The sequence below is a fragment of the Conexibacter sp. S30A1 genome (genome assembly GCF_023330665.1).
Taxonomy (GTDB): domain Bacteria; phylum Actinomycetota; class Thermoleophilia; order Solirubrobacterales; family Solirubrobacteraceae; genus Palsa-465.
This window is the reverse complement of sequence record NZ_CP097127.1, coordinates 2,249,480-2,275,318: the sequence shown is the minus strand read 5'-3', so window position 1 is coordinate 2,275,318 and position 25,839 is coordinate 2,249,480. Positions and strand designations below refer to the sequence as shown.

The following is a 25,839-nucleotide window of genomic DNA, read 5'->3' as shown; positions in this document are numbered from 1 at the left end:
GCTCAAGCGGTGGCGAACGGGTCCTGATCGTGAAAGCGCTCGTCTCGGATTCCGCGCGAAGCACGTCTCTCGACGCCCGGCGCGAGATACCTGTGCCGCGACGGATGCGGGTCTCGGCGACGCTAGCGACGTAGCGTCAGGTGGAGGGAGCCACCTGAACAAGCGGGGCGACCTCGACGTCGCTGGCTCACGCGAGGCGGTTGATGCCGCGACCCTTCGGGCCGAGTTGCATCAGGGAGGCGTAGTAGGACTCGACGATGTTGCGCTGGCGCAGGAACCGCCGGCGCATCGAGGCCTGTTTGCACTCACCGGCGTGGGGCAGGTGCGTAGAGACGTGGGGATCGTCGAGCGGCTTTGTCGTCTTGTTCTTGCACGCGGTTCTCAACGGTCGAGCTCTCGAATAAATTTCGATGCCCATAGACTCATTTGGGTCTATCCTGGTCGCATGGCTGACATTGGAGGAATGCTTCGAGCGGCTCGCGTTGAGTTGGGACTGGGCCAAGCTGAGCTTGCTGCTCGGGCCGCCACGACGCAAACGTACGTGAGCCGCGTCGAGCGTGGAGTTACGGAACCGTCCCTCTCGACGCTTGAGCGGTTGTTTCACGCGATGGGGCTGCGGCTGCAGATCACACCCGAGCCGATACCGCTCGGGAACGTCTCCGCAGAAGAGCTCCGACGAGACTTCCTTGAGTCCACGCCGCAGGAACGCATCAGTCAGGTGATGACGCTCTCAGCGTTCGTTACTGGCGTTGCCGCTCAGGCGCAGGAGAGACGGGCGCGTGGCACGAGCTAAGAATCCAAACGTGGGTGATGGGCCCGGGCCGCGCGGTGTCTCGAAGCTCGACCCGGAGAAGCTGCTGAGCGCGCTCAAGGACCACAGCGTCGAGTTCGTAATTATCGGCGGGTTCTCATTGGCGGCCCATGGAGTTGTGCGAGCTACAAAGGATGTGGACATCGTGCCTGAGCCGTCGCCGGCGAATCTGAAGCGCCTCGCTCGTGCGCTCCGCTCAATGGGAGCCGAGCCTGATATCGGAGAGCTTGACCAGGAGGAATTTGGCATCGAGCTCGACGCGCACGGCCTGACGAAGGGAGGCAACTGGGTTCTCAGAACCAAGCACGGGCGATTGGACGTGATGCAGAACATCCCCGGCTTACGCTCCTGGCACCAGCTTCGAGCAGGAGCGGTTGATTTCGACGGCGCGCTGTACGCGGGGTACAACGAGCTCATCAGCATGAAGAGCGCGTCCGCGCGCGACGAAGACCTGACCGACATCGCCAGGCTCAAAGCCGCGCGCGGCGAGGGCGAGCACCCAAACTGAGTAGAGCGCTCCCGCTCACCTAGAAGGGCCCGCATTGGTGACCGCTGAGGTGTATGGTGCCGGGCGCCGAGATGCCAGCATCGCGAGCCTGGCGACGCTGGTCTAGTCTTCAGAGAACGGCGATGCCTTCGCGCTGGGCGGCATTCAGGGCCTTCTGATCGAATGAGGCGATTGTGGACCCAGTGTGCTTCGCTGTCGCCAGGCAGTAGCCGTCCGGGAGGCTGACCGGGTGACGTTGCCGCAGCCGTGCGGCCTCGACCGCAATGGCCTCGTTTGGCTGGTGGACGGTGACGCCGAGGATGCCGATCGCGCGTCGAGCGGCGGCGAGCTTCGCGGCGTCTGCGGACGGGGCAATCAGCACCTCGGTGAGATTCACAGCACTGATCGCTACCGCATCCTGGCCGTGATGCCAGCGGGTGAACAGCGCCCGGGCGTGAGCGTGATGGGCGTCGTGTTCGTCGAGCGCCCCGATCAGAACGTGGGCGTCAATTAGCAGCTTCACCGTTGCTCGTCCTCGGCGTCGAGCCGAACGAGGTAGGCAGGCGGGTAGATACCCGTCAGCGCGCCAAACGCCTCCTCGAAAGATCCGGTCGAGCGACGAATCCGCAGCTCACCGTCGCCGCTTGGCTCGATCGTGACCTGCTCGCCTGCGCGTAGACGGACCTCCTCGAGAGCGGCAACCGGGATCGTGATCTGATTTTTCGCGGAGATTCGTGCCATGCCTTTACTTTACAGGTAAAGGCAGCAAGTGGCGTTGGCCCACCAGCCCCGCGTCGCCGCCGGGACGCGCACCTTCAAAGCGCCGACGGCTTCCCTGCCTTGCGCCGAAAGCAGAGCTGTTGGGTGCTTCGGCATCGGCGAGGACCGTTGACCACCCTAACTCGTGCCCTACGTGACTGTGATGATGCGCGAGACCGGCGTATACCTCGCCGATGAACAGGCCCAGCGTCTCGCTAGCCTAGCCCCAATACCGTTAAGTTAGGCGGCTAGTACGGTGATGGCGTCTTCGGGACGTTTGGTCGGCTTGGGTGTGTTGCGGTGTTCGGCGCGTTTGACTGGCCAGTTGCTCATCTTGCGTTTGATGACGCGCGGGTTGCGACGGAGGCGACGGGCGGGGAGTGGCTGGGCGAGGATCTCGGCGACCGCCCGCTCATGAGCGGTCGCGAGGCTGTGGGGGGGAAAATCCCGGTCTGGTGCGGGCTGAGCGCTGGGCGGCACGCAGGCCGCTGGTGAACGACAATCGGTCGGGATCGACATCGGCGGCGAGAGCGGCATCGTGCATCAGCCGGCGGATCGCGTAGTGGGCGCACAGGTACCCGTAGGCTTCCTGGTAGACGCCGTCGGGGGTCTTTGAGCGCAGCACCACGCGCGGACCGCGCTGGTGGGTTTTCAGCTCATCCAGCGCGTTCTCGAGCTCCCAGCGTTGGTGGTAGAGCGCGCCGAGCTCGCCGGCGGGGCCGTGCTCGGGGTCGAGGATCGTGCAGATCAGCCGGTAGCGCTGCTCGGGATCTGAGCGGGCGCCGTCGTCGAGCTGGTACTCGATCACGCGGACCTGCTCGCCGTCGCGCTTGGCGCGCTGGTCTTTCTGGTCTTTGTAGATGCGGGTCAGATACGAGCCGTCGGTGAGCTGCCGCTCGCGTGGGAGGACCATGTTCGCCTTCACCCGCCACAGCAACTGTGCCCCGGTTTCACGGGCGTTCAGCCAGCGCTTGAAGCTGTAGAAGCCACGGTCGGCCAGGCACAACTGACCCGCCTCAAGCGTACCGATAAGCTCATCAGCGAGTGCGTTCTCCCCGGTCGTGTACGGCCCCAGCGCCGCCTCGCAGATCGCGTGCGTGCCCGTCTCTGAGAGCGCGACCAGCCGTAGCTGCGGAAACGCGCCGACCCCTTGCCCGCGGCCCGTCCCCGGCCGCCCGAACAACGTCTCGTTCTCAGGCGTGTCAGCCACATCCAGGCACGTCCCGTCCAAGCTCATCAACCGCCACTCTCGGTAGAACGCGCCCCTGGTCGCCTCCACCGCCAACGGACGCGCAGCCGCGTGAAACAGCAGCGCAAGCGGCTCTGACCCCAGACGCTTACGCGCCAAAAAGATCGCGACCTTGCTCGGCACCTCCCACGAGGACTGCCAGCCCGACTCCCATGAGAGCCCCTCCACCAACCGGCGCATCACCTCCTCATAGGACGCATCGGCAAACAACGCCATCGCCAGCACGTAATACACCACCACCCGCGCCGGCAAAAGCCGCTGGCGCCGCTCCCGCCGCCCCGCCTGCGCCACCACCCGATCCACCAGCTCCGGCGGAAACACCCGCGTCAGAACACCAACCGAGATGTGATCCGAAACACGCTGATCAGACTGCGGCTTGACCCAACCAGACCGAGGCACGCCACAACAATAACCCCACCACCAGACACTAACTTAACGGTATTGAGCCTAGCCCCATTTTCCGCGTGATGGCGCGGTAAGCCGGATTGCTGCTGGTGGCTTGGCGGCTCGCGTTGGCCGGTGTTTGTTGGCATCGTGGGCGTGATGGTGGTCAGCGGTGGTGTCCAAGGAACCGTTCGTGTAGGGCCAAACTGTGGGATCATGCTGGTTCCGGTGTGGCGGCCTGGAGTGCCCATGGGAGCTGGCGATAGTTCCGTCCGGCGCGGCCGTTAGTGTAGGGCCAACATGTATGTGAAGCGTCACGCGGTCTCTCGGGGCTCGAAGCGCTACGTGTATCTGCGGCTGGTGCAGGCGTATCGCGATGAGCACGGACGGGTACGTCATCGGGTGCTCAGGACGCTGGGGCGTGAGGACGAGCTCAAGGCGTCGGGCCAACTTGAGCAGCTGATGGGCTCCTTTGCGCGACTGGACCCGCCGATGACGGGCGTGCGCCGCGAGGTTGGGCCGCTGCTGTTGGCGTGGCATTTCATCAACAAGCTGGATTTGATCGGGACGGTCGATCGGGCGTTGCCGCAGCGCGGGCGCCAGCAGCTGTCGGTCGGGGAGAGCGTCGCAGCGCTGATCTGCAGCCGCTTGTGCTCTCCCTCGCCGTTGTATGACATCGCCGGCTGGGCGTCGGGAGCGGCGTTGCAGGAGCTGCTCGGGATCCCGCCGGCGCTGCTCAACGACGACCGGTTGGGGCGGGCGCTGGAGATCCTTGCGGTGTACGCCGAGACGTTGCGCGGCACTCTGGCCGCCCGGGCGATCGAGACCTTCGGTGTCGACGCCGGCCGGCTGCACGTCGATCTGACCGCGCTGCGGGTCTGTGGCGCGTATGAGGACTCGGCGCTGATCGCCAACGGCTGGGCGCAAGGGCAGGGCGTCGCCCGCCAGGTGCGGGTGTTGCAGGCCGCGACCACGGACGGGGTTTCGTTGTACCTGCGCCCGGAGCCGGGCAACGCGGCCGAGGTGTCGCTGGTCGCCCAGAGCCTGCAGCGGCTGCGGGACCTGTCAGGGCCGGGTGGCCTGTTGATCCTTGACTCCGCGTGCGGGCATCCCAAGACGCTGTGTGAGATCGCCCGCGCCGGCCTTCAGTTCATCGTGCCGTTACGCGCGCAAACCGGGTTTCGGGAGCGGTTCATCACCGATGTCGGGGCGGGCGGGCTGCGAGCGCTGCGGTATGTCTCAGCCCGCGAGCAGAACCTCCCGGCCAAGCTTCGCACCCAGTACCGCGGCGCGCTGCGCGACTGGGAACTGACCGACCCCGAGACCGGCCAGACACGCCGCTTCCGGGTCGCCTACATCCACTCCTCAGAGGAACACCGCGAGGTCGCCGCCGCGCGTGAGCGCGCCCTGCAGAAGGCCGAAGAGCAGCTGCAGCGCGTCCGCAACGGGCTGGGTGGCCGCTACTACAAAACCCGCCAGCAGGTCGACGCCCGCGTCACGCGGATCCTCACCAGCCCGGTCGAGAACCTGATCGCGGTCAAGACCGCCACCCGCAACGGCAAACCGACGCTCACCTGGACACGCGACCAGGACGCGATCAACACCGCCGCGCAGACCGACGGGATCTACGCGCTGGCGACCAACCTCCCCACCAAACACCTGACCGCCGGGCAGGTCCTCCGCGACTACAAGGGCCAGCAGATCGTCGAGCGCCGACACCGCGACTACAAACAGACACTCAAAGTCCGGCCGATCTTCCTACACAACGACGACCACATCTATGCGCTGACCAGCATCATCGGGATCGCGCTGCTGATCTTCGGACTGATCGAAACCGAAACCCGCAGAGCGCTCGGCGACACCGAGCAGATCCCCGGGCTGCTGCCCGAGAACCGCTCAGCCAAACCCACCGGGCGCAACATCCTCAGCGCCTTCCAAGGACTCGGCCTCACCTACACCCGCGCCGGGATCGAACTCGACCAACTCACCCACACCCAACGGCGTGTCCTCGAACTCCTCCAGATCACACCACCCTGGCCCGAGCAAACACGAGCAGCCCTTACCCACGCATAGCGCGGAAAATGGGCCTAGCCCCAATACCGTTAAGTTAGTGTCTGGTGGTGGGGTTATTGTTGTGGCGTGCCTCGGTCTGGTTGGGTCAAGCCGCAGTCTGATCAGCGTGTTTCGGATCACATCTCGGTTGGTGTTCTGACGCGGGTGTTTCCGCCGGAGCTGGTGGATCGGGTGGTGGCGCAGGCGGGGCGGCGGGAGCGGCGCCAGCGGCTTTTGCCGGCGCGGGTGGTGGTGTATTACGTGCTGGCGATGGCGTTGTTTGCCGATGCGTCCTATGAGGAGGTGATGCGCCGGTTGGTGGAGGGGCTCTCATGGGAGTCGGGCTGGCAGTCCTCGTGGGAGGTGCCGAGCAAGGTCGCGATCTTTTTGGCGCGTAAGCGTCTGGGGTCAGAGCCGCTTGCGCTGCTGTTTCACGCGGCTGCGCGTCCGTTGGCGGTGGAGGCGACCAGGGGCGCGTTCTACCGAGAGTGGCGGTTGATGAGCTTGGACGGGACGTGCCTGGATGTGGCTGACACGCCTGAGAACGAGACGTTGTTCGGGCGGCCGGGGACGGGCCGCGGGCAAGGGGTCGGCGCGTTTCCGCAGCTACGGCTGGTCGCGCTCTCAGAGACGGGCACGCACGCGATCTGCGAGGCGGCGCTGGGGCCGTACACGACCGGGGAGAACGCACTCGCTGATGAGCTTATCGGTACGCTTGAGGCGGGTCAGTTGTGCCTGGCCGACCGTGGCTTCTACAGCTTCAAGCGCTGGCTGAACGCCCGTGAAACCGGGGCACAGTTGCTGTGGCGGGTGAAGGCGAACATGGTCCTCCCACGCGAGCGGCAGCTCACCGACGGCTCGTATCTGACCCGCATCTACAAAGACCAGAAAGACCAGCGCGCCAAGCGCGACGGCGAGCAGGTCCGCGTGATCGAGTACCAGCTCGACGACGGCGCCCGCTCAGATCCCGAGCAGCGCTACCGGCTGATCTGCACGATCCTCGACCCCGAGCACGGCCCCGCCGGCGAGCTCGGCGCGCTCTACCACCAACGCTGGGAGCTCGAGAACGCGCTGGATGAGCTGAAAACCCACCAGCGCGGTCCGCGCGTGGTGCTGCGCTCAAAGACCCCCGACGGCGTCTACCAGGAAGCCTACGGGTACCTGTGCGCCCACTACGCGATCCGCCGGCTGATGCACGATGCCGCTCTCGCCGCCGATGTCGATCCCGACCGATTGTCGTTCACCAGCGGCCTGCGTGCCGCCCAGCGCTCAGCCCGCACCAGACCGGGATTTTCCCCCCCACAGCCTCGCGACCGCTCATGAGCGGGCGGTCGCCGAGATCCTCGCCCAGCCACTCCCCGCCCGTCGCCTCCGTCGCAACCCGCGCGTCATCAAACGCAAGATGAGCAACTGGCCAGTCAAACGCGCCGAACACCGCAACACACCCAAGCCGACCAAACGTCCCGAAGACGCCATCACCGTACTAGCCGCCTAACTTAACGGTATTGGGCCTAGCCCGTCAGGAGGGCCGCTCACGGGCAGAGATCTTGCGCGCAGCGATCGTCGCCTATCAGCCGACCGGGCGAAATGACCGCAGCTTTGCTCTGGCGGACGGATTCGCGCGTGTTGACCGCGTCCACAGCCGATCTCTGAGATCCCCGAGCCGGAGCTGCGGCGGGGTTTCGGCGCTTGACCTGATCGTCGACGCCGCGCCGCTGGTCGCGCTTGGCGACACAGCCGAGCCTCAGCGCGACCGGATAGCGGAGATCCTCACCAGCGGGCCCCGGGACTGCCGCTTGCTATCGCAAGCATTAAGTGGGTCAGCGATAGTTAGTGCTTGCATATGCAAGCGAAGTGTCTTGACCTTAGTGCTAAGGTCAAGCTTGTAATGACAAGCGTTATGGCACAAACCTGGCTTTAGGCTTGCGAGTCCATGCTCAGTTTCGTGGAACTCACTGATGCAGCCATCCTGCGGGAGCTGGGGCGGCGGCTGGAGGCGCATCGGTTGGAACGAAATCTGACGCAGATCGAACTCGGCGATCTCGCCGGCCTCGGACGCTCCACGATCCAGAAGATCGAAGGTGGCGGCAGCGTGCAGACGGCGTCGCTCGTGAAGGTCCTGCGCGCACTTGATCTGCTGACTGCGGTTGACGCCGCCATCCCCGATCGGGTCGTGCTGCCGGTGATGGAGCTTGACCGGATCCGCCGGACCCGCCGACGTGCCCGTCACCGCTCAACGGAAGGGGGCGCCCAGCAACCGTCCGAAGAGACTTGGACGTGGGGTGATGAGTCGTGACCACTGCGGCAGTGACCCTGTGGGGTCGTGAGATCGGCGCGGTTTCGGTCGCCGCTGCGGGTGCTGTGCCAGTTTTCCAGTACAGGCCCGAGTTCGTGCGCAGCGGGGTTGAGCTCTCCCCGGTTCACATGCCCCTACGCACGACCCCGTACAGCTTCGCGGCTCTGAATCGCGATGAGGCGTTTCACGGGCTGCCGGGCCTGTTGGCAGACGCGCTGCCGGATCGCTGGGGGCAGACGCTGATCAACGTGTGGCTAGACGCGCAGGGTCGCTCGCCTGACTCGTTCGACGTTGTCGAACGGCTCTGCTACATCGGGACACGAGGCATCGGTGCTCTGGAGTTCCAGCCGGCGATCAGCACACAGGCGCCGCACGGTACCGATCTGGAGGTCGGCAAGCTGGTGGAGCTGGCCACAGCGGTGCTTGAGCAGCGCGCAGCGTTCGTGGCGTCGCTGGCTTCCGATCCTGACGAGCAGGAGCTGAGCGCCATCCTGACACTCGGCACGAGCGCCGGCGGAGCACGTCCCAAAGCGATCATCGCGTTCAACGAGCAAACCGGACAGGTCCGCTCCGGCCAGCTCGACGTGGGGCCAGGCTTCCAGCATTGGCTGCTGAAGTTCGACGGCGTGGGCCGGGCGGGAGACCACGGACTCCACGACCCGCAAGGTTGGGGGGCGATCGAGTTCGCCTACTGGCGGATGGCACGGGCCGCAGGCATCGAGACGCCCGAGAGCCGCCTCCTTCCGGAGAACGGTCGCCGGCACTTCATGACACGCCGGTTTGACCGGCCTGACGCTGGCGGCAAGCTGCATGTGCAGACCGTCGGCGCCCTGGAACACGTCAGCTACAACATCCCCGGAATCTATAGCTACGAGCGCGCGTTCCTGCTTGTGCGCAAGCTCGGACTGGGCGTACCCGAGGCTGAGGCCCTGTTCCGGCGCATGGTGTTCAACATCGTCGCCCGAAACCAGGATGATCACGTCAAGAACATCTCGTTCATCATGGGCCGCGACGGTTTCTGGCAGCTCGCACCCGCCTACGATCTCACCTTTGCCTTCGCGCCTGGCAACCAGTGGCTTCAAGCCCACCAGATGACCGCCAACGGAAAGCGCGACGGATTCACCGTCGCCGACCTGAACGCGGTAGGAAAGGCCGCCGGGCTGAAGCGAGGCCGTCCGCAACACATCCTCGCCGAGGTGACAGATGTCGTCGCCGAGTGGCCGCGCATCGCCGATGAACTCCGCATCAGCGAAAGCATGCGAGATCACATTCGCGGTGCCCATAGACTGAAGCTCCCGCAGAACTGATGACCGACCCCACACAAGCGGATCGCGCAGTCGCACGACTGGCACCGGCGCCTGGAGCGCTCCGGCGACTCAGCCAGAGTGCCGATCTGAGCGCGGTTCTCATCACGAGAGCATGAGCCAGGAGTCGCGGCTCGCGCCCGACCGCGAGTTGCGGTGGCAGGGGAATTCCTTGGGACAGATCTCGGGTGGGAACCACAGTCGTGGCGACGAAAGAACGCGACGGCGACATCTCGATCAGCGCGTCGAGTAGGCCTCGCATCTCAAGACAGGCATCCTGAGCGAGGCGGTGAGATGCGGGCTTCGCGCGGGGGCGATCACGGCACCGAGCGTGTGCGGCTTGGTGCTCGGCCGTGGCGTTGTGCGGCCTATGATCGTCGAGAGCCTGATGTCTGCCTCTGATCGTGTGCCCACGGTGTTCGCGGAGCCGTGTTGGTTGGTGCTTTACGACGCTGACTGTGGTTTCTGCAAGTGGGCACTCGCTGGCGTGCTGCGATGGGACCGCGCGGAGCGACTGCGCCCGGTCGCACTCCAACGTTCTGAAGCGGATGAGCTGCTGGCCGAGCTGTCCCGTGAAGAGCGCATGCGCTCCTGGCATCTGGTCTCCCCGGCTGGGGTGCGCCACTCCGCGGGCGAGGCTCTGCCGCCGCTGTTGCGGTTGCTTCCCGGCGGCGTGCTGCCCGCCAGGGCCCTGGCGCTGGTCCCGGGGCGCACCAATCGCGGCTACCGCTGGGTTGCCGAGCATCGCTCCCGGCTCTCGCGGTCAATACCCACCAGCGCCAAGCGCCGCGCCAGCGAGTATGTGGCCCGCCGCGAGGCTGGCCGATAGCTGCGCGCCAGCGGCGGACGGCCCTCAGGTCAGTCGCCTCCCCGGGGCTTCAAGATCCGCCCAGGGACTGACCAGCGTGTCCAGCGCGAGCGTAACGTGGCGCCCAACCAGGCCAGGGTGGCAACTGCGGCGTGGACTGGCGGATCCAGTGCTTCTACGTCGACCGGCGCCACCGCGGGCAGGGGGTCGCCCGGGCTGCGCTCGAGGGCGCAGTCGAGCAGATCGCGGGGCTTGGCGGTGGCCCCGTTGAGACGATCTCCGGGTTCAGTACCGGCCGTCGGGCACACGGCAGGTTCCTCTTCAGCGCGACCGTGGAGCCGTCGCTCCACGCTGCGGCATCAGGGGAATCCCTGAGCGGGCCGGGAAAGCTCGGATTGCCTCCGGCGCCGAGTTCGGACACGATGTCCGGCTGTGGAGAGCATCTTGAGCAGACGAAAGGGAAGCGGGCCGCGAGGTCTGCTGGCTGTCGGCATCGCGCTGGTCGCGTTCCTTCCCTGGGGCCTGATCGGACAGCTTGGCCGCTCGAGCGGCTCCATGAGCTTCGGGCCCGGGTACGGATGGAACGTCAGCTACCACCCGGTGTCGCATCGATCCGCGCTCGTGCTGGCCGCGTTGGCCACCGCACTGTGGCTCGGGGCGGCCGTCCTGTGGGTTGGCCGGTCCCGGCGCACGACCATGGTGGCCGTCGCGCTCGTGCTCGCTACCGCCGTGGCTGGGGCCGGGTACCTGGCAGGTCGTCCCGCGGTGAGCTCTGGACCGTTACCGGCGGCGCTCGCAGGGCTGCGCCGGGGCGAGCGTGAGGCCAGCGTGATCGCGGCCCTCGGACCCGCGCCCGACCTCGGTACAGCCACAACGCTCGCGTCGGGCGAGTCACTGCCGTGTTTGGTCTACCCGCTCTCGAGCTTGGCGCTCTGCTTCCGGGAGGGGCGCCTCGCAATCAACTCTCAGGTGCAATGAGCGCGTTTGCGGGCATCGGTGACGAGGCGGCCGCTGCAAGTGGACGCTGGGTGCTCGCCGGCGTCGCGGCCGAGCTCGCGGCGCGCCTGCGGGCCAGCCCGACCTTCATCCGGGTGCTGATTCTGATCGCCGCGTACCTCCAGTTCTGGCCGGCTTTTGGCATCTACTGTGTAGCAGCGCTGGTCCTGCCGCACGACGGGCGCCGGCTCCCCGACTGGTCGAACCTGGTGGGTCTGCTGCGCGCGCTCGCGCTGATGGGCGTGGCGGTTGTTGGCCTGGGAACGCTGAGCCTCGACGACAGCGTCTTCAACCAGTCACCGCCGGTATGGATCGCCTTTGGCGGCGTGGAGCTGCTTCTCTGGCTCGTGGTGCTTGACAGCCGCCGCCCCGCTCAAGCCGTGCCGGCGCACGAGGATCGCCGCGTGGTGCTGTCCGCTGCACCACCGGTGGCGGCCGCGCTCGCGCTGGCGGCGGTCATGGAGCTCTTTCCGCAGGCTCCCGTCGGCCGCCTTCTAGACCTGGTGTTGATCGTTCTGGGTCTCCTGGGCTGGGTACAGGGGCAGCGGCTCAACACCCGGGTCTATACGGCCGCCTGTCTGCCGCTCGGCCTTGTGGCACTCCTGCTCGCGGGCGGCGGCGCGAGGCTCGCGGGCGGCGTCGGCAAGTTGATCGCGACGCCCACAAGCGTCCGCGCCGGGCACGACTACACACGCGCGGTCGGGTTCGTGCAGCTGGATCTTGGCCGGTTGCGGCCGGGATCCGGTCAACGGACATCCCACTGGTCAGCCAACGCCGGCATCGGTACGGTGCAGATCGTCGTTCCCGCTGATGCGCTCACCACCGTGCACGTGGCGATCGGCTCGGGCAACCTCAGCTGGGCGCAGCTGCGGTTTGGTCACGCGCAGGCCTTCATGCTGACGCGAACCATCCAGATCACGCCCTCCCAGGCGAGCGGCGGCGCGGCGCTGCGAGCACGCCAGCGCCTGACGGTCGACGCCACCGTCGGCAGGGGCTGCGTGGAGATCGAATCCGTCTCCAGTCAGGCGTTCTGTTGAGACGCCCGCGCGCACAGATGAAGGCGAACCCCGCCAGCGCGGCCCTGGTCATGGTAGGGGTCGGCGGCCTGGCTCTGAGCGCGCCCGGCGTCGGTGGCGAGGTCTACTGGCCACTCGCGCTGCTCTGTGCGCTGATGGGAGCAGCGCTCCTGACTTGGGCCGGCGCCGGGGCGAGCGAATCCGGATGCTACGGCGGCGTCATCACTCGTTCGGTCCGCTCCAGGCCGCTGCGCTGGCTGCTGCGCATCCTGGTGCTCGCAACCGCGCCGCTCGCCGGGTTCGGAGCGCTCGCCTATGCCGCCGCGTCGCTGCGCGAGACGGTGCTCGCGAACGGGTCGGTGCCCGCGGTTGACTGGCGCCGCGCGGCCGGCACCGGCCTGCTGGGACTGGCGGTGGTGCTCACGGCGTTTGCCGCTCACCTCACCTACTCACCGCCGGTCTACCTGTGGTCGGTCCTGCTGACGGCCTCGGGCCTCGCGCTCTTCTGGAGCGCCGCAGGTAACCGCGCCCACGCGGACGCGTATGCCAACTTCGACCACGCGACGGTCCGCGCGGCGCTCGGCGGACTGCTCGCCTGCGCTGGCGCCGCGCTGTTCGCCGAACACGTCCTGCGCCTGCGTGATTCAGGCCACGTCGCACTTGCCAGCGCCGCCGTGATCGCCGTGCTGGTGTTCGTGTGGGAGCCCTGGGCGCTACGCAACCGCCGGCTGCTCGAGCGCGAGCGCCTTCAGCGGGCGCTGGCGGTCGAGCGGGCTGAGCTCGCCGACCAGCTGCACGACTCGGTGCTACAGACCCTGGCGCTGATTCAGCGGCGGGCGGACGAACCGGCCACGGTCGAGGCGCTCGCCCGCAGACAGGAGCGCGAGCTGCGTGACTGGCTGCTTGGGCGCAGCGCGGGCCGCGAGGGGACACGGCTCGAGCCCGCGCTGCGCGCGCTTGTCGCCGAGCTCGAGGACAGCTTCGGTATCAGGGTGGATCTCGTCACGGTCGGCGACGCCCCGCTTGACCAGCGAGCCGCTGCGTTGCTCGCGGCCGCGCGGGAGGCACTGGTCAACGCCGCGCGCCACGCTCCCGGAGCGCCCCTCGCGGTGTTCCTGAGCGCAGGTGAAGATCAGCTCCAGATCTACGTTCACGATCGTGGGCCGGGCTTCGACGTCGGTGCCATCCCGGCTGACCGCCACGGGATCTCCGACTCGATCATCGCCCGCATGGAGCGCAACGGCGGCCGGGCGGAGATCTCGAGCAGGTTTGGCGAGGGCTGCGAGATAACGCTCACAATGCAACGACAGTGAGCGACCCAAGCCCGCCAACGGTGGTGATCGTGGACGACCACGAGCTGTTCAGGGCGGGCGTCAAGGCGGAGATCGCCGCTCGCGTCGCCGTGCTCGGCGAGGCTGGAAGCGTGGCCGACGCGATCACGCTGATTCGCCAGCGGCAACCCGACGTGGTGCTGCTGGACGTGCACGTGCCAGACGGCGGTGGTCTCGAGATCATCCGCACGATCGGCGCCGAGCTTCCCGGTGTGCGCTTCCTGGCGCTGTCTGTCTCGGACGCGCCCGAGGATGTGATCGACCTGATCCGCGCCGGCGCCCGCGGGTATGTCACAAAGACGATCACGGCGGCCGAGCTCGTCGCGGCGATCGAGCGTGTGGCCGGCGGCGAGGTGGTGCTCTCCCCGACGCTGGCCGGGTTCGTGCTGGACGCATTTGCCGGGCGTGAGCGAGGGTCGAGCGCGGGGCGCGAGGTGGAGGGCCTAACCCGGCGAGAGGTCGAGGTGCTCGAGCTGATCGCCCGCGGCTACCTGTACAAGGAGATCGCCCACAGGCTGGGCATATCGGCTAAGACGGTTGAGTCACACGTCTCCTCCGTCCTGCGCAAGCTGAACCTCTCAAACCGCCACCAGCTGGCCCGCTGGGCGGCGCAGCGCAGGATCGGTGAGTGAGGCACCCGATGGCGAGACTGGCGGGGTGGCGGGGACACTGGAGATCCCCGCCGCCCCGCCGCGTATCAGGACAGCGAGTTGTAGTGGTTGCGCCAGATCACGCGGTAGAGCGGGACCCGACGCGGGATGTCGCGGATGCCGGGAATGAATGGGATCAGAACCAGCCCGAGACTGAGGACCGTCATGATCGCCATCACATCGATGTCGGCGTTTGTGGAGGTCGAGAACGGGCTGATCTGGTACCAGAACGTGTACAGCCACAACCACACCTGGCCGGGGTAGCTGCCGGTCTCGTTCATCATCCCCCACTGGTTACCCAGCAGGTGCTCCTGCTGGGCCTTGGCCGTGAGGGCGTTGCCGTCGGCGAGGAACATCAGCGCCTTGGTGTAGTCGGCCTGGTAGAGCTGCCCGCTGTTCAGGATCGCGCCGTCGAGCCCGCCCGCCCGCGCGAAGGCGAGCAACTCGCCCATCATCTCGGAGATCGGACCGTAGGACCCCGCCGGTACCGACACGGCGCCTGACCCGGCCACACTGGCCTTGTTGAGCGCCTTTGTGTAGGCGGCGGCCCACGCCTCCTGTTGGCTGACGGAGGCGCTCTCGTAGCGGTTGATCGCAGCCTGCAGCGCGGGTTGCTGCGGCATCGTCCGCAGTGGGTCGATCACGAAGTCCTTGGCGGCGTTGATCGGATGGGCGACGCCAAACCACTGCTGCAGGTGGATGAACCACAGGTGCTGGGTGTAGTCGTCCAAGCCGTCGGGGGCTCCGGTGTCCGTGCTGCTGTCGCTGACGTAGGGGTTGTAGGGCGGACCGTAGGTGGCGGTTTCGCTGGTGCCGTCAAGCTCGCTGGTGGCGGTCTGCAGGAAGTTGACGGGCATCGTGCGCGCCCACTGCCTGGTTGTCACCGCGCGGTCATCAGGCGAGGAGAAGAGGATCGCCAGCACCACCACCAGGATGGCGATCGCCGTGATCGCGATCGTGCCCTCCTTGATGATGTCGTAGGGCCGGTAGGGCCCTTTCCACGTGCGGTAGCGCTCGTCTTCGGCGGCGCGCTGGGCTCTGGTCATCATGCGGTCTGCTCCCCCTCGGTCTGGCCGGCTGGTGATGACCCCGCAGTGGTGGCGACGCTCGAGCCGGCGGCGACCGCCGCCAGCAACTGATCTTCAAACGGCGGCACGACGCCGTGCTTGCGCACGAGCAGCAGGTGCACGCTGATGATGGCGACCACCGCCAGCGGCAGCAGGAACACGTGGTAGCTGTACATCTGGCCGAAGTTCATGAGGTTGAAGAAGGCGCCGATGCCGGTTGCGTTCATCGCATCCTTGGCCTGTGTGGAGATCCACTGCGAGTCGAAGTTCTGCTGTGAGACGTAGCCGGTGAGCGCGGTCGGGACCGCGACCAGGAAGGTGACCGCACCGGTCATCCACACGCGCCTGCGCCCGCCGCGCCAGGCGGCGGTCCAGTAGCTGCTCCACAGGTGCACGACCATGAAGAAGAAGAACAGCTCAACAGCCCACAGGTGCATGCTGTTGAAAAAGTGTCCGAGGCCCGTGTCGTGCCACCAGGCGGGTCCCTTCAGGGCGAGGATGACGCCTGTAGTGATGATCAGTACCAGCGAGCTCAGGCTGAGCACGCCGAGCACATAGATCCAGGAGGAGACGTAGGAGGGCTGGCCGTCAGGCAGAAGCTTCTCGGGGGGCAGCTCCGCGAGCCAGCGCTCGCGCAGGCGCGTCGTCCAAGCGCGCGGCGCGGGGCGCGGCGGCTCTGAGGTGGCGCTCATTGATCGTCGTCCTTTGTTGAATGCGAATGGCCGTGCGGGAACGGCAGCAGAATCGCCGCCGCGAACACGGCGAACATCACTACGACCACCAGCACGTTCGAGACGGACACGTCGATGAATTGCCAGTGGATGTAGGAGGCGGGGTGGTTGAGGTTGAAGATGGCAGCCATGCCCACACACTAAGCCCAGTGGTGGACGGTTCGGATCGCGTCAGCACCGTGCGAAGCCTGCGGAAAACTACGGTCAGACCGACGCGCGCCTGAGTCAGGGCTCGGTGCGAGTGCTCAGCGCGAGGGCTGCGTGAGCGGCAGGCCCAGCGTCACCCAGTCGTGCACGCCGCCCCGGTAATACAGCAGCGCCTGTGCAGGATGCCCCAGCTCGAGCAGCAGCCGGATGGCGTGGGGTGTGGCGGCACACTGGGGACCGTTGCAGAAGAGGATCGCCGGTAGCTCCGGATCGATTTCGCCCTGCCGGTCCGCGACCTCGGTGTGGGGCAGCGAGCGCGCACCCGGGATCGTGCCGGCGGCGCAGGACTCAGACCGACGCGTGTCGATCAGTGGCAGGCCGGCCTCGAGGTGGGCGATCAGCTCGAGCTCACCCACGGTCTGTACGCCGGGGTGCAGCTGGATCGGCTGGATTGTGCCCCAGGTGGTGTCCACGATCGCACGATCGGGCGTGCCGGGCAGCAGGGCGGCGGTCCGCATCGGCTCGCCGCGAGCCGCGGTGCGCCGCAGTGCCTCGGTAACCGGAGCATCTGTATGGGGGGGCTGTGTCTCGGTCGGCACGGCTGACCTGTCAGGACGGGTTGCGCGCGGGCGCTGCCTCGCCGGTCAGCGCGCGATCGCGGATCGTCTCCAGGTGGGCGCTCAGGAGCCTCGCGTTGATCTTGCCCGCCGGCTCCCAGAGCGGCGTCCAACCAGCCCGTGAGCTCGACCCGCGGGTCCCGGTCGCGCGAGCCCGCATGTACAGCGTCCGCTCGCCGTCCCAGAGTGCGCCGTAGAGCATCGGCACGACACCCTTGGGTTTGATCTCGGCGCCAGCCAGCGCCGCGATCGACTCCGCAGCGGCGTCGGCCTGCTGCGCCGCGAGGCCGCCCTGCTTGATCGGGAAGTCTACGGTGTCACCGGCGGCGTAGACGCGCTCGAGGTCGGTCACGCGCCCGTAACGGTCGACACGCAGGAAGCCGTGGTCGCCATGGTGAGGGATCCCGGGGATTGCAGGACCCGAGAGCTCGGGCATCGTCACGATCCGTTGCGCCTGCAGCTCCTCGCCGCTGGGATGGAGCGTGATCGTGCCCGACTTGTGGACCGCGCATTGAGTGGAGGTGATGGTCTGCACTCCGTGCGCGGCGAGCAGCTTGCTCACGGCGTCGCTTGCGGCCTGGCCGAAGACGGCCAGTGGACTCTCCTCGGGCGTGATCAACGTGACCGTGGCGTCGGCGTAGGACTCGTAGGCGCGGCCCGCGCTCATCAGCGCAAGCTCATACAGCGGCAGTGGCCACGCCGCGCCGGTTGGTGCAATGAATGCGAGACTCCGCACCCAGCCACCCTCCAGATCCTGGACGATCCCGTGCAGCTGCTCGTCCATCAGCTCCGGCTCGAGCGTCAGTGCGTGCTCGGTCCAGGCGTGCCGCCGGGCGCCGAGCGCGAGCAGCAGGGCGTCGTAATCCAGCTGCTGTCCGCCCTCGGTGTGGACCTGGCGGGCTTCGCTATCGACCCATTTCAGGCGGTCGGTCACATGGTCCACTGCCAGACCGTCGAGCACCGCTTCCATCGGGAAGCTTTGCGCCCGGGCGTGGCCGAACGGCTCGCCGACCGATGTCGGCCGGTATATGAAGGTGTCGTCGGGCGCGAGCAGCGATACCCGCACGCGCCCCTGCCCGTAGTCGCGCAGCGCGAGCACGGCCTCAAGCGCGGCAACGCCGGCGCCTGCGATCACCACCCGGGCTGGCTCGAAGCTCGACGACATGAGGATCAGCTTAGGGGCCTGCCGCGGTGCGGTCAGCAGGAACTAGCCGCGGCCTGCTCCGTGATCTTCCGCAGTCAGGCAGAGGGTAGGCCACGCTCGCGCTCGTAACAGGCCGCGTGCAGCAGCATCGCGCCGGTTCGGTTGGCTCGCTCAAGCAGCCCGGGATCCGCTGCCAGCGACGTTCGCACCACGTGATCGCCGCTTGCGTAGTAGATCGGCTCGTAGACGCCCAGCCGTTCGCCACAGCTGGCGCAGCGGCGCTCGCCAGATGCGGCGTGCCGTCCTTCGCGAGCGATTGTGAGCATAGGCGGTGATGCTGGCGGCTCCGGAATGCCACCGGATCGGCAGCTGCCCGCGGATGGGCTGCAGGAAACTACGGAGCCGCCTGGGCGTTGCCAGTCGCGAGGTGCTCGAACTCGGGCAGCGTGGAGGGCGTCGAGCATCGGCCGAAGATACCCCGCGCGGTGCGCCAGCCTCAATATTCTCGGCCGTATGGCCGATCAACCAGCTGTGGCCACATCGACGAAGCGCGGCGTGATCGGTGCAGGCGAGCTCATCGAGCAGCTCGGTGACGCGGTGCTGGCGTTCGATCGGGATGGCCGCATCGCGGCCTTCAACCGCGCCGCCGAGGAGCTCTACGGCTACTCCGCTGATGAAGCCATCGGCCAGCACTATCGGATGCTGGCGCCCCCTGCCGTCACACGAGCCGCCGAGGAGGTGATGCAACGGGCTCTGGCAGGGGTGGTCCAGAGGGTCGACGGGCACTTCATGACGCGCTCCGGACAGGTCCGCGGCGCGCTGTTGACGCTCTCACCGCTGCGCGACGCTGCAGGCGAGATCCATGCGGTGGCCTGCATCGTGCGCGACGCGGCCGAACGGCAGCTGCGCGAGCGCCAGCACGAGCTGATCGCGCAGCTGGCCAGCGAGACCGAGACGGTGGCGGTGATCGGCACCGACCGTGACGGGGTGATCACGGTCTTTAACCGCGGCGCCGAGGAGCTGCTCGGCTACAGCGCCACGGAGACCGTCGGCGTCCTCAACGGCCTGGTGCTGTTTGACGCGCAGGAGCTCGGGCGCCGTGCTGATGACAACGGTGGCGCGAGCGCGTTCCTGCAGGCGCACCACGGCGAGCGGCACGAGGATGTCTGGACCTTCGTGCGCAACGATGGCTCGCGCGTGGAGGTGCTGCTCACAATCAGGGCGGTGCTCAGCGGGATCGGCGAGATCGACGGCTTTGTCGCCTTCGCCCGCGATCTGTCGGCCCTGCGCAGCGCCGAGCTCGCCCGCATGCACGCCGAGGAACGCTTCCGGATCGCCTTCGAGCACGCGCCGATCGGCCTGGCGATCACCTCCCTCGAGGGTGAAACGGCTGGTCGCTGGACGCAGGCCAACCCCTCCCTTGCGCGCATGCTCGGCTACGAGCCGGGCCAGCTGGACGGTGCCGCGATCGACGACATGACGCACCCCGAGGATCGCGGCCCGACACCCGAGCTGCTCGCGCGCCTCAGGCGCCACGAGGCGATCGCCGTTGAGAAGCGTTTCATTCGCAGGGACGGCAGCGAGCTGTGGGTGTGGGTCAGCTCAACGCCGGTGCCGGGCCCGCACGGGTCACCGGCGACCTACTCGGTGACCCAGGTGCTGGACATCGGCGAGCGGCGGCGCTTCGAGGAGAAGCTGCGCTTCATGGCCGAGCACGACCTGCTGAGCGGTCTCTACAACCGCAGGCGCTTTGAGCAGGAGCTCGACGCGGTGGTCGCGGAGCTGGGCGCGACTGATCGGCCCGCGGCGCTGCTTGTGCTCGACCTCGACGGCTTCAAGACCGTCAACGACCGCTTCGGGCATGCGGTCGGGGATGACCTCGTCACCCACATCGGCGGTCTGTTGCGCCAGTGCGTCAGGCGCAGCGACTTTGTCGCGCGGCTCGGCGGCGACGAGTTCGCGGTGATCCTGCGCGACTGCCAGCCTGCCGATGCCGTGGTTGCGGCCGAGAAGGTGCTCCAGACGGTCCGCGAGCGCGGTCGGATTGTCACCGCCAAGGGCACCGCGCGAGTCACCACGTCGGTTGGCATAGCCCTCCACCGACCAGGAGCCGGGATCGACGCTGCGCAGTGGACGCTCGCCGCCGACAGCGCCATGTACCAGGCCAAGAACGAGGGGCGAAACTGCTATGTCGTGCACAGCACCGGCGGTCAGAACGCGCCGCTTGGCGCTGAGCGCGACTCCTGGTATGCGCGGTTGCGCCGCGCGCTCGACGACGAGCGTCTGGTGTTGCACGCACAGCCGATCGTGCCGCTGCACGCCGGTGCGCCTTCGCACTACGAGCTGCTGGTGCGGATGGTCGGTGAGGATGGCCAGCTGGTCCCGCCGGGTGCCTTCCTGCACAACGCCGAGCGCTTCGAGCTGATCGGCGAGATCGACCGCTGGGTGCTGCGCAGCGCGATCGCGCTGCTCGGCGCTCACACCGCCGCCGGCAACGACATCAGCCTGTCGGTCAACCTGTCCGGCAAGACGATGAGCGACCTGGAGTTGGCCGCAGACCTCGGCTGGATGCTGTCGCGCACCGAGATCCCGGCCGGCAGTCTGGTGGTCGAGGTCACCGAGACGGCCGCGATCGTGAGCCTCGAGCGCGCCCGTGAGCTCGCCGCGCAGCTGCGAGCGATGGGCTGCCTTTTCGCCCTGGACGATTTCGGCTCCGGGTTCTCCTCCTTTCACTACCTCAAGCACCTGCGTTTCGACTACCTCAAGATCGACGGCGAGTTCATCAACGGCCTGGTCGGAAGCTCAAGCGACCAGCTGCTGGTCAGCGCCCTGGTCTCCGTCGCGCGGGGGCTGGACACAAGGACGGTGGCGGAGTTCGTCGGCGACGAGGAGACCGTCAAGCTGCTGCGTGAGCTCGGCGTCGATTACGGCCAGGGATTCCATCTCGGGCGTCCGGCGCCGGTGGCGGAGGTGTTGCCGCCGTTGCCGGAGGGCTGAAAAATAGGAAGCTCTTACGAGCGCTCGCTAACTTCGCACTGGTTTGCGTGGCTCGGTGAGGATAAGGGTGGTTGGCTCGATCGCAGCCAGCGTCGCGGCGCTTGCGTTGCTCGCCGCCCCCGCCTGGGCCTCGCCGGCCTTCGTGCGCATTGGTGCCGCGCCGCTGCTGCCGCTTGGCACGAGGCCGCTGGCGGGTGTCGCCGCGGTCACGAGCATGCAGCTGACCGTCGCCCTGGAGCCGCGCGACCCCGCTGCGCTGACCGCCTACGCGACCGCGGTCAGCACCGCCGGCTCACCCGTCTACCGCCACTACCTCACGCCCAGCGAGTTCCGCGCACGCTTTGCGCCGCGCCGCACGACGCTGGTCAGGGTGCAGGCGCAGCTGCGCCGGCAGGGCCTCGAGCCCACCGGCGTGACCGCCAACGGCCTGGCGATCCACGTGCACGGCTCGAGCGCCGCGATCGAGCACGCCTTTCGCCTGTCGCTCGAGCGCGTGCGCCTGGCCGACGGTCGTGACGCCGTCTACAACTCAAACGCCCCTGCGGTGCCAGCCAGCGTGGCGCCTGACATCCAGGCGGTGATCGGCCTGAGCAGCCTGGCTGTCATGCAGCGCCTGGACATCACCCACCGCCAGGCGCTCGCGGCCGGCCGTGCTGGCGTCGCGCCCGTGCGCCTGAGACCGGCCACCGCAGGACGGGCGGCCCAGGCCGCGACCAGCGGCCCGCAGGCGTGCACCAGGGCGGCTGAGATCGCCCCTGGGCAGGGCGCTTACACCGCCAACGAGATCGCCAGCGCATACGGGTTCTCCGGCGTCTACGCCACGGGGGACCTCGGACAGGGCGTGACCGTCGGGGTGTATGAGCTCGAGCCCAACTCTCCCAGCGACATAGCCGCCTACCAGCGCTGCTACGGCACTCACACCCAGATCAGCTATGTGAAGGTCGACGGTGGCGCCGGCCACGGCGTCGGGCAGGGTGAGGCGGCACTGGACATCGAGCAGCTGATCGGGCTGGCACCCGATGCCAAGCTGATCGTCTACCAGGGACCCAACAACAACTCGGACAACCCCGGCACCGGGCCCTACGACACGCTCGCGGCGATGATCACCCAGGACAAGGTGCAGGTGATCTCCAACAGCTGGGGCGAGTGCGAGGCGCTCGAGGGCGCCACCGACGCGCAGGCCGAGAACACGCTGCTTGAGGAGGCGGCGGTGCAGGGACAGACGTTCGTCTCGGCGGCCGGCGACTCCGGCTCGGAGGACTGCTGGACGACCCCGCCAGGTGGCGACCCCAACAACTCGCTGGCGGTCGACGACCCCGCAAGCCAGCCGTTTGCTACCGCCGTCGGCGGGACCACGCTCAGCACGATCGGCCCGCCGCCCACCGAGACCGTCTGGAACGACGACAACCCCGACGTCAACTACGCCGCCTTTGGGGTGCAGCAGGGCGCGGGCGGCGGCGGCATCTCGTCGCTGTGGCAGATGCCGGCATTCCAGTCCGGTGCGCCGGCGGCCCTGAACGTGATCAACGCCAACTCCTCTGGACAGCCGTGCGGGGCCGCGACCGGGAGCTACTGTCGAGAGGTGCCGGACGTGTCTGCCAACGCGGACCCGATGACCGCCTACCTGGACTACTGGAACGGCAGCGGCAGCGCCCACGGCGAGTCCGGCTGGCAGGGCACCGGAGGCACCAGTGGCGCGGCTCCGCTGTGGGCGGCGCTGTTTGCGCTGGCGGACGCGAGCAGCGCCTGTCGTGGTACACAGGTCGGCTTTGCCGACCCCTCGCTCTACGCGCTGGCCGGCCAGTCGCAGGCGACCTACTTCAACGACATCACCACCGGCAACAACGACTTCACCCCGAGCGGGAACACCGCCGGCCTCTACCCGGCTGGGCCCGGCTACGACATGGCCAGCGGCCTGGGCTCGCCCAAGGCGGCGGCGTTGGTGCCGGCGCTCTGCCAGCAGGCCGTCAGCGTCAGCGACCCGGGTGCCGTCTACACCTTTGACCACCAGCAGGTGCGCCTGCGCCTGCGCGCCGCGCTTGCGGCTGGGCAGACCGGCACGCTGAGCTTCCGCTCCGCGCGGTTGCCGGTCGGCCTGCACCTGGACCGTGCCACCGGCGTGATCAGTGGCCGTGTGCGCCAGCCCGGCGTGCGCACCGTCACGATCACCGCACTGAGCTCGACGGGCCAGTCCGGCACGATTCGCTTCCAGTGGGCGGTCGCGCGTCTGCCGCAGGTCTCGGCGGCACTCGCCGGCACGGGCCAGACACCGGCGCTGACCATCCACGCCAGGGCGGGTGCCTACGAGCCGGGGCTGCGTGAGCTGGTGATCGCGCTGCCGCGCGCGCTGCGCCTCATCGGCACGCGCGCCGTGCGGGTGCTCACGCCCGGCGGGCGCCGGCTCGCCCACCGCACCCACCTGAGCGGACAGATCCTGACTATCAAGCTGGACGTCGTGCACTCCCCACTCGAGGTGCTCTTCCCCGCCGGCTCGCTGCGCCGTGCGGCCGCCGCGCGCGGGCCAGTCCACGTCGCCGTCCGGACGATCGACCGTGTCGGCGGTCACGTGACGCTGCGGCGCAGTGTCGGCGCGGACTGACGCCGCCCACCGGCCTTCTGCTTTCATCCGGTTCGTGGCGGCTACCTACAGCTCATCCCTGGCGCAGGCCCTGGCGGAGGATCTGCTGGCGCGCTTCCTGCGCTACGTGCGGATCGACACGCAGTCAAAGGTCGACCGCGAGCGCTCGCCCAGCACACCGGGGCAGCTCGAGCTCGCCCGGCTGCTTGCCGGCGAGCTCGAGGCGATCGGCCTCGCCGACGCCGAGCTCGACGAGCACGGCTACGTGTACGCGACGCTGCCCGCGACGCTGCCCGGCGCACCCGCCATCGGCCTGATCGCGCACATGGACACGAGCCCCGACGCGCCCGGCACGGGCGTTGAGCCGATCGTCCACCGCGACTACGAGGGTGGCGTGCTCGAGCTTCCTCGACAGGGCACGCGGCTTGACCCGGCCAGCATGCCCAGCCTGCACCGTCTGATCGGCCACGACCTGATCACCGCAAGCGGCGACACGCTGCTCGGCGCCGACGACAAGGCCGGCGTGGCGGTGATCATGGCGGCGGTTGCCCACCTGGCGGCGCACCCGGAGCTCCCGCGAGCGACGCTGCGGATCGCCTTCACGCCCGACGAGGAGATCGGACAGGGTGCCACCCTGTTCGACATCCCGCGGTTCGGTGCCCGCTGCGCCTACACCCTTGACGGCTCCGGCAGGGGTGGCCTGGAGGATGAGAGCTTCAGCGCGATTGAGGCTCGCATCGACGTGACCGGTGTGGGTGCGCACCCCGGGACGGCCACCGGCAAGCTCGTCAGTGCGCTGGTGGTGGCGGCGGAGATCGTCGCCGCCCTGCCCAAGGACCGGCTCACACCGGCCACAACCTCGGGACGCGAGGGTTTCATCCATCCCACAGGTCTGCAGGGCGGCACCGAGCGGGCCCAGGTGAGGCTGATCGTGCGCGACTTTGACGAGGGCCTGCTCGCCTCGCATGTCGCCCTGCTGCGCCAGATCACAGACCGGGTTGCGGCCGCCAACCCGCGCGCGCGCATCGAGTTTCAGGAGATCCGGCAGTACCGCAACATGCGCGAGTACATAGAGCGCGACCCGGACGTGGTCGCGGCGGCGCTCGACGCGTTCGAGGTCGAGGGGGTCAAGCCGATCCGCGAGCCGATCCGTGGCGGCACCGACGGCTCCAGGCTGTCGGAGATGGGGCTGCCAACCCCCAACATCTTCGACGGCGGCTATGAGTACCACTCGCTGCGTGAGTTCGCCTCGCTGCAGGACATGGCCTGCGCGGCAGCTGTGCTCGTGCACCTGGCCGAGGCCTGGACACGGCGCTGAGGGTCCTCACCGTACTGGGTAACCGCCCGCAGTTCATCAAGGCGGCCGCGGTCTCGCCACTCTTGCGCGAGCAAGGGGAGGAGCTATTGGTCCACACCGGCCAGCATCACGACGACACGCTGTCGGCGATCTTCTTCCGCGAGCTGGGTCTGCCCGCCCCGGACGTGGAGCTGGGCGTCGCCGGGGGCTCCAACACGTCGCAGACCGCACGCATGCTGAGCGCGCTCGAGCCGGTGATCGCGGAGGCCGAGCCCGACTGGGTGCTCGTCTATGGCGACACGAACTCGACGCTCGCCGGGGCGCTCGCGGCCGCCGGCCACGGCGTGCCGGTCGCGCACGTGGAGGCGGGCATGCGCTCCTACGACCGCTCGATGCCGGAGGAGCGAAACCGCGTGCTCACCGACCATCTGAGCACGCTGCTCTTCTGCTCGTCGCAGACGGCGGCCGCGAACCTCGCCAGGGAGGGCGTCGGCCAGCGGGCCGACGCCGACGTCACGGTGTCGGTGGTCGGTGACGTGATGGTGGATGTTGCGCTGCGCGTCCAGCCGCTGGCGCGTGGGCGTGAGGATCTGGTGTGCGCGCAGGGGGTTGAGCCCGGCGGCTATCTGCTCGCCACAGCGCACCGGGCGGGCAACGTCGATGACCGTGGGCGGCTTGGCGCGCTGGTCGATCTGCTCATCGGTGTGCCGGGCCCGGTGGTGCTGGCACTGCACCCGCGCACGCGCGCGCGGCTTCACGCGGCGGGGCTGCTCGCGCGGCTCGAGCGTGGTGGCGTGCACGTCAGCCAGCCGCTCGGCTACCTGGAGCTGACCGCGCTTCTGTGCAACGCCCGCGCGGTCCTGACCGACTCCGGCGGGCTGCAGAAGGAGGCCTATCTGGCGGGTGTCCCGTGTGTGACGCTGCGCCCCAGCACCGAGTGGACCGAGACGGTGCAGGTGGGCTGGAACACGCTCGTGGATCTCGATCTGGAGGCGGCTCGGGCGGCGCTGGCAAGGCCTGTGCCGGCGGAGCGGCCCGAGCTCTACGGCGATGGCGAGGCGGGCCGGCGGGTGCTGGCGGCGCTCCAGCGGGCCATGTGAGCGCCGGCAGCGGGTGGC

General features: G+C 68.2%; 25 protein-coding genes. 15 read left to right on the top strand and 10 right to left on the bottom strand.

All coding sequences use genetic code 11. The features are described 5' to 3' along the window. Positions 1-187: 187 nt before the first annotated feature. Entirely contained in the window at positions 188-385 is a 198-nt protein-coding gene (locus tag M3M54_RS11105; protein ID WP_249019112.1) for a hypothetical protein, read from the bottom strand. Positions 386-445: 60 nt separating this feature from the next. On the opposite strand from M3M54_RS11105, the gene M3M54_RS11100 reads away from it, so the two are divergent. Both M3M54_RS11100 and M3M54_RS11095 read left to right on the top strand, forming a co-directional pair. Beyond that, entirely contained in the window at positions 446-793 is a 348-nt protein-coding gene (locus tag M3M54_RS11100) for a helix-turn-helix domain-containing protein (RefSeq protein ID WP_371878579.1), read from the top strand. A 10-nt stretch (positions 794-803) separates the two neighbouring features. Next, complete coding sequence (locus M3M54_RS11095) at positions 804-1,319, top strand: nucleotidyltransferase (RefSeq protein WP_249019111.1); 516 nt, start codon at positions 804-806, stop codon at positions 1,317-1,319. A 109-nt stretch (positions 1,320-1,428) separates the two neighbouring features. Here M3M54_RS11095 and M3M54_RS11090 read toward each other — a convergent pair whose 3' ends face one another. The 3 genes from M3M54_RS11090 to M3M54_RS11080 form a co-directional block, all read right to left on the bottom strand. Continuing rightward, positions 1,429-1,821, bottom strand: a complete 393-nt coding sequence (locus tag M3M54_RS11090) for a PIN domain-containing protein (RefSeq protein WP_249019110.1) — start codon at positions 1,819-1,821, stop codon at positions 1,429-1,431. Continuing rightward, a complete protein-coding gene (locus tag M3M54_RS11085) occupies positions 1,818-2,039 on the bottom strand; it encodes an AbrB/MazE/SpoVT family DNA-binding domain-containing protein (protein WP_249019109.1) in 222 nt (73 codons plus the stop codon). Before M3M54_RS11085 ends, M3M54_RS11090 begins: the two co-directional genes overlap by 4 nt. Before the next feature lie 430 nt (positions 2,040-2,469). Then, positions 2,470-3,705: an IS4 family transposase gene (locus tag M3M54_RS11080; protein WP_249019107.1), complete on the bottom strand. Its 1,236-nt coding sequence runs from the start codon at positions 3,703-3,705 to the stop codon at positions 2,470-2,472. 285 nt (positions 3,706-3,990) lie between these two features. On the opposite strand from M3M54_RS11080, the gene M3M54_RS11075 reads away from it, so the two are divergent. The 9 genes from M3M54_RS11075 to M3M54_RS11035 all read left to right on the top strand — a co-directional run bounded on the left by M3M54_RS11075 (position 3,991) and on the right by M3M54_RS11035 (position 14,125). Further along, positions 3,991-5,763, top strand: coding sequence for an IS1634 family transposase (locus M3M54_RS11075; protein WP_249019108.1), 1,773 nt, complete (start codon positions 3,991-3,993; stop codon positions 5,761-5,763). Positions 5,764-5,829: 66 nt separating this feature from the next. Further along, entirely contained in the window at positions 5,830-7,065 is a 1,236-nt protein-coding gene (locus M3M54_RS11070; protein ID WP_249019107.1) for an IS4 family transposase, read from the top strand. A gap of 610 nt (positions 7,066-7,675) precedes the next feature. Then, positions 7,676-8,038, top strand: coding sequence for a helix-turn-helix domain-containing protein (locus M3M54_RS11065; RefSeq protein ID WP_249019106.1), 363 nt, complete (start codon positions 7,676-7,678; stop codon positions 8,036-8,038). Then, positions 8,035-9,345 carry a type II toxin-antitoxin system HipA family toxin gene (locus tag M3M54_RS11060; RefSeq protein ID WP_249019105.1) on the top strand — a complete coding sequence of 437 codons (1,311 nt, stop codon included), beginning with the start codon at positions 8,035-8,037 and terminating at the stop codon, positions 9,343-9,345. Before M3M54_RS11065 ends, M3M54_RS11060 begins: the two co-directional genes overlap by 4 nt. 385 nt (positions 9,346-9,730) lie before the next feature. Further along, on the top strand, positions 9,731-10,171 hold the full coding sequence (locus M3M54_RS11055; RefSeq protein ID WP_249019104.1) for a thiol-disulfide oxidoreductase DCC family protein: 441 nt from the start codon (positions 9,731-9,733) through the stop codon (positions 10,169-10,171). Positions 10,172-10,594: 423 nt separating this feature from the next. After that, positions 10,595-11,128, top strand: coding sequence for a hypothetical protein (locus tag M3M54_RS11050; protein ID WP_249019103.1), 534 nt, complete (start codon positions 10,595-10,597; stop codon positions 11,126-11,128). Continuing rightward, positions 11,125-12,183 (top strand): PspC domain-containing protein, encoded by a 1,059-nt coding sequence (locus tag M3M54_RS11045; RefSeq protein ID WP_249019102.1) that lies wholly within the window; start codon positions 11,125-11,127, stop codon positions 12,181-12,183. Before M3M54_RS11050 ends, M3M54_RS11045 begins: the two co-directional genes overlap by 4 nt. Beyond that, positions 12,180-13,475 carry a sensor histidine kinase gene (locus tag M3M54_RS11040; RefSeq protein ID WP_249019101.1) on the top strand — a complete coding sequence of 432 codons (1,296 nt, stop codon included), beginning with the start codon at positions 12,180-12,182 and terminating at the stop codon, positions 13,473-13,475. Before M3M54_RS11045 ends, M3M54_RS11040 begins: the two co-directional genes overlap by 4 nt. Further along, the gene (locus M3M54_RS11035) at positions 13,472-14,125 is read left to right on the top strand and encodes a response regulator transcription factor (RefSeq protein ID WP_249019100.1); all 654 of its coding nucleotides are present in this window, start codon (positions 13,472-13,474) and stop codon (positions 14,123-14,125) included. Before M3M54_RS11040 ends, M3M54_RS11035 begins: the two co-directional genes overlap by 4 nt. Positions 14,126-14,190: 65 nt before the next feature. Here the strand turns inward: M3M54_RS11035 and M3M54_RS11030 are convergent, their stop codons facing one another. From M3M54_RS11030 to M3M54_RS11005, 6 genes are all read right to left on the bottom strand, one after another. Continuing rightward, positions 14,191-15,189 carry a hypothetical protein gene (locus M3M54_RS11030; RefSeq protein WP_249019099.1) on the bottom strand — a complete coding sequence of 333 codons (999 nt, stop codon included), beginning with the start codon at positions 15,187-15,189 and terminating at the stop codon, positions 14,191-14,193. Further along, a complete protein-coding gene (locus M3M54_RS11025; RefSeq protein ID WP_249019098.1) occupies positions 15,189-15,902 on the bottom strand; it encodes a cytochrome b N-terminal domain-containing protein in 714 nt (237 codons plus the stop codon). Before M3M54_RS11025 ends, M3M54_RS11030 begins: the two co-directional genes overlap by 1 nt. After that, a complete protein-coding gene (locus M3M54_RS11020) occupies positions 15,899-16,072 on the bottom strand; it encodes a hypothetical protein (RefSeq protein WP_249019097.1) in 174 nt (57 codons plus the stop codon). The genes M3M54_RS11025 and M3M54_RS11020 overlap by 4 nt, the downstream gene beginning before the upstream one ends. A 114-nt stretch (positions 16,073-16,186) precedes the next feature. Next, complete coding sequence (locus tag M3M54_RS11015; protein WP_249019096.1) at positions 16,187-16,606, bottom strand: rhodanese-like domain-containing protein; 420 nt, start codon at positions 16,604-16,606, stop codon at positions 16,187-16,189. A gap of 91 nt (positions 16,607-16,697) precedes the next feature. Beyond that, positions 16,698-17,870, bottom strand: coding sequence for an FAD-dependent oxidoreductase (locus M3M54_RS11010; protein WP_249019095.1), 1,173 nt, complete (start codon positions 17,868-17,870; stop codon positions 16,698-16,700). Positions 17,871-17,944: 74 nt separating this feature from the next. After that, complete coding sequence (locus tag M3M54_RS11005) at positions 17,945-18,175, bottom strand: hypothetical protein (RefSeq protein ID WP_249019094.1); 231 nt, start codon at positions 18,173-18,175, stop codon at positions 17,945-17,947. Between the two features lie 187 nt (positions 18,176-18,362). Between M3M54_RS11005 and M3M54_RS11000 the strand changes: the two genes are divergently transcribed. Genes M3M54_RS11000 through wecB form a run of 4 tightly spaced genes read left to right on the top strand, consistent with a single transcriptional unit; the run spans position 18,363 to position 25,821 of the window. Beyond that, a complete protein-coding gene (locus M3M54_RS11000) occupies positions 18,363-20,846 on the top strand; it encodes an EAL domain-containing protein (protein WP_249019093.1) in 2,484 nt (827 codons plus the stop codon). Between the two features lie 55 nt (positions 20,847-20,901). Beyond that, positions 20,902-23,445: a protease pro-enzyme activation domain-containing protein gene (locus M3M54_RS10995; RefSeq protein ID WP_249019092.1), complete on the top strand. Its 2,544-nt coding sequence runs from the start codon at positions 20,902-20,904 to the stop codon at positions 23,443-23,445. A gap of 34 nt (positions 23,446-23,479) precedes the next feature. Continuing rightward, the gene (pepT, locus tag M3M54_RS10990) at positions 23,480-24,742 is read left to right on the top strand and encodes a peptidase T (RefSeq protein ID WP_249019091.1); all 1,263 of its coding nucleotides are present in this window, start codon (positions 23,480-23,482) and stop codon (positions 24,740-24,742) included. After that, positions 24,739-25,821: a non-hydrolyzing UDP-N-acetylglucosamine 2-epimerase gene (gene wecB / locus M3M54_RS10985; RefSeq protein WP_249021771.1), complete on the top strand. Its 1,083-nt coding sequence runs from the start codon at positions 24,739-24,741 to the stop codon at positions 25,819-25,821. Before pepT ends, wecB begins: the two co-directional genes overlap by 4 nt. The last annotated feature ends 18 nt before the right edge of the window (positions 25,822-25,839 follow it).